At 58.3% G+C, this 2295-nt stretch carries 1 protein-coding gene and 2 pseudogenes; 2 read left to right on the top strand and 1 reads right to left on the bottom strand.

Annotation, left to right across the window (positions count from 1 at the left end; genetic code table 11):
- Positions 1 to 680: pseudogene (locus EPO09_RS10115) on the top strand (ethanolamine utilization protein); the annotation flags it as partial.
- Here EPO09_RS10115 and EPO09_RS10110 read toward each other — a convergent pair.
- A complete protein-coding gene (locus EPO09_RS10110) occupies positions 661 to 1833 on the bottom strand; it encodes a hypothetical protein (protein WP_290642711.1) in 1173 nt (390 codons plus the stop codon). The pseudogene EPO09_RS10115 and the gene EPO09_RS10110 overlap by 20 nt on opposite strands.
- Positions 1834 to 2067: 234 nt before the next feature.
- Between EPO09_RS10110 and EPO09_RS10105 the strand changes: the two are divergent.
- A pseudogene (locus tag EPO09_RS10105) lies at positions 2068 to 2295 on the top strand (hypothetical protein); the annotation flags it as partial.

Genomic DNA, 2295 nt, shown 5'->3' with positions numbered 1-2295 from the left:
ACCATCGCATCAGCAAGGAGATGAGTCTGTCTCAGCAGGTGCGCCGTGTGGACTGGATCGAGACTGCGGGAGAGATGGGCGCCTTGTTGAAGGAAGCGCAGTTGATCAAGCGCTGGCAACCTACGCACAACAGGCGGCTGCGGCGCAATGACGATGGGTGCACCTGGCGCCTGCTGCCTACGTCAAGCGACGAAGACGCAGGCCTCAAGCCTGAGCTGATCAGGACGAGCGAGGTGAACTGGTCGCAAGCGCCAGAGGTCTATGGCCTGTTCAACAGCCAGAAGGATGCTGTGAAGACGCTGCGTGAGATCGCAGAAGGCGCGCAGTTGTGTCTGGCCACCTTGGGCCTGGACAAAGTGCCTGCGGGGCGGCCATGTTTCGGCTACCAGTTGCACCAGTGCAGCGGCGTGTGTATAGGGCAGGAGTCGCTGGCCTCGCATGCCCAGCGATTGCGCAAGGTGCTGAGTGACTGGCAGGTCCAGTCCTGGCCATATCCGGGTGCGGTCAAGGTTCAGGAGGGGGCTGACTGGCATGTATTGGATGCCTGGACTTACCTGGGATCTGCGAGCAGTGAAGCCGAGGTCGAGGGCCTGTTGGCACAGGCTCGCCCGACCTTTGACAAAGACACCTACAAGATCCTTGTCAGCTGGTTGCCTAGACTCAAGGTCGAGCAGATTTGACGCCTCGACGCCGGCGCAGCGCGCCCAGCAGCGCCAGACCGGTGGCCATCAAGCTGAATGAGCCAGCCTCGGGGACGGCGCTCAAGGGTTTGAGCAGCACCTGCTGACCGGACTGGTCTACAGCCAGGATGTCGCCATGACCATTGATGGTCAGCAGATCCGTGATGTGGTGTTGTGCTGCGCTTTGTGGATCGATCAAGGTGTTGGGATCCAGTCGCTGGCCGTCTGCGTAGATGACGGGTAGAGATGTCCAGGTGTCTGACAGTGTGTAGCCGATGACCGTGCCATCACCGCCCAGGCCCAGGGAGCGGAAAAATGAATGAGGGCCTACATCGGATGAGTCGCTTATTTTGGTGAAGTGACCGTTGTCATAGATTGATGTGCCTGCGCTGTCTTCAATCACGATTTGGCCTTGATCATTGAATCCATTGACGCGCATGCCGCGTCCCAAATCGGTCAGTTTTCCGTGATCATCGAGGAAAACGCCGAAGGTCTCTTGCGAGTCGCCGGGGCTTAAATAGTTGTAGTTTCCTGCCACCACGCCCAGGTTGTTGATACCTGCAGCGGAGACGTTGGTCCACTTGTCTGGTGTGGCAATCGTCTGGATTTGGCCGTTGCGAAATACAAAGGCCTGGCTGCCTGGGCTGCCCGCAAGGGACATGGTCCCGCTCAGTTCCCCCCGATTGTTGAGATCGCTGATGAAGGCCTGCGGGCCAGGGGTGCTCGACACAAGGGGTAAGCCAATGATCTGTTGTACGTTGGTCAGTTGGCCGTTCTGGTACAGGAACTGCTGTTGGTTGTCCGTGACCCAATGCCCGGCTTGCCCTACGTCGCCACCCACCAAGGTGGACCTGCCTGCGCCGCCCAGGACAACGCCTTGGTCATTGATGGCCATGGCGTAGCTGGACGTGGTGTCAGCCGGAAGGCTGGTGAGTTGCGTTACGCCGTTCTGGAAGATGGCCAACTGGTTTTGCGAGATGCCTGCCAAGGTGCCGTTCGTGTTCATGACCGGCGACTGCAAGGTGCTGTCGATGGTGGAAAGTTGGTAAGTCGGGGCAGCGTGCGCTTGGGAGGCGGCAAGTGTGGCCGCTGCAGCAAGGCCTGCGAGGGCGGTGAACTGGTGCACACGGTGCAAAGGGGATTTGTTTGTCATGACATGCCTCTGAAATGCGTTGTGAATAGCGTCTTTCGATTTGAAGACGGATGCAAATGTGTGATGAACACATTTGTTGCGCAAGGTCATATGTAAAAACTTGTGTGCGGCAGTCGTGTGCGACGGGGGAACCGCTGCTCGGCACTTGCGAAGACGTTTCATCATGCGTTTGCCTTGCGGGCGTGTTTCAGTCTGTTTCAATTAATGTGTTTAAAGCACATTTATAGTCGCGGCATGACCAGCCGTATCCCAGACTCAGCAGAAGGCCCCCATGAGGACGTCACATTGGCGGCGCTTGCTGCCTTGTTGAGGCCTCTGGCGCAATTGGCCTTGGCGCAAGGTGTGGCGGTGCCTGCCGTCGAGCAATTGCTGCGTCGAGCGTTCGTGGATGTGGCCAGGCAGTCCTTGATCGATGATGGCCTGCCTGAGCATCGCCTTGTGAGTCGCATCAGCACCAGCACC

The organism is Aquabacterium sp. (assembly GCF_004297345.1).
In the GTDB taxonomy this organism is placed as follows: Bacteria; Pseudomonadota; Gammaproteobacteria; order Burkholderiales; family Burkholderiaceae_C; genus Aquabacterium.
This window is presented reverse-complemented; position numbering and strand designations above follow the sequence as displayed.